The organism is Clostridium sp. YIM B02569, assembly GCF_022320765.1.
Taxonomy (GTDB): domain Bacteria; phylum Bacillota; class Clostridia; order Clostridiales; family Clostridiaceae; genus Clostridium; species Clostridium beijerinckii.
Genome location: NZ_JAKJJX010000072.1, coordinates 1 through 1012, shown reverse-complemented (window position 1 = coordinate 1012; position 1012 = coordinate 1). Strand labels below are relative to the sequence as shown.

Here is a 1012-nt window from a genome sequence, read left to right as displayed (position 1 = left end):
ATAGCGTAGTTGATCACTATACATATGCTATAGTTGGAGACGGATGCCTTATGGAAGGTATCTCAGGAGAAGCGTCATCTCTTGCTGGAACTTTAGGTCTTGGAAAATTAGTTGTATTATATGATTCAAATAATATTTCAATTGAAGGAAATACAGACATAGCATTTAGAGAAGATGTAGCTAAGAGATACGAAGCTTATGGATGGCAAGTACTAAATGTAGCAGATGGAAATGATATAGATACTATAGAAAAAGCAATAGAAGCAGCTAAAGCAGAAACAACAAAACCATCTATTATAATAGTTAAAAATCAAATTGGTTTTGGATGTCCAGCAAAACAAGGAAAAGCTTCAGCACATGGTGAACCTTTAGGCGCTGAAAATGTAATTGCTATGAAGGAAAACTTAGGATGGAAGACAGAGCCTGCATTCTACGTACCAGACGAAGTGTACACAAATATGAATGAACACATAGCAAAAGGTGAAAAGACTGAAGAAGCTTGGAATGAGTTATTCAAAGCATATGCAAAAGCTTATCCAGAACTTGCAGCAGAATATACTAAATGGATGAGTGGAGAACTTGATAAAGAAGCTTTATTAAACAACGAAGAACTTTGGAGCTTTGATAAAGAAATGGCTACAAGAGAATCTTCAGGAATAATGATAAATAGATTAGCTAAACTAATTCCAAACTTCATTGGAGGATCAGCAGATTTAGCTCCATCTAACAAAACTCATATGAACGATAGAGGAGATTTCTCAGCAGAAGATAGAAGTGGATCAAACCTTCACTTTGGAGTTAGAGAACATGCTATGGCAGCTATCGCTAACGGAATGTATGCTCATGGAGGACTTAAAGTATTCTGTGCTACTTTCTTTGTATTCAGTGATTACATGAAGGGTGCTATGAGATTATCAGCTCTTATGAATCTTCCAGTAGCTTATGTATTAACACATGATAGTATTGGAGTAGGGGAAGACGGGCCAACTCATGAACCAATAGAACAATTAGC

1 pseudogene is annotated in these 1012 nt (G+C 36.3%); it reads left to right on the top strand.

Going from position 1 to position 1012, the window contains the following annotated elements:
• Positions 1-1012: pseudogene (locus tag L3B96_RS27130) on the top strand (transketolase); the annotation flags it as partial.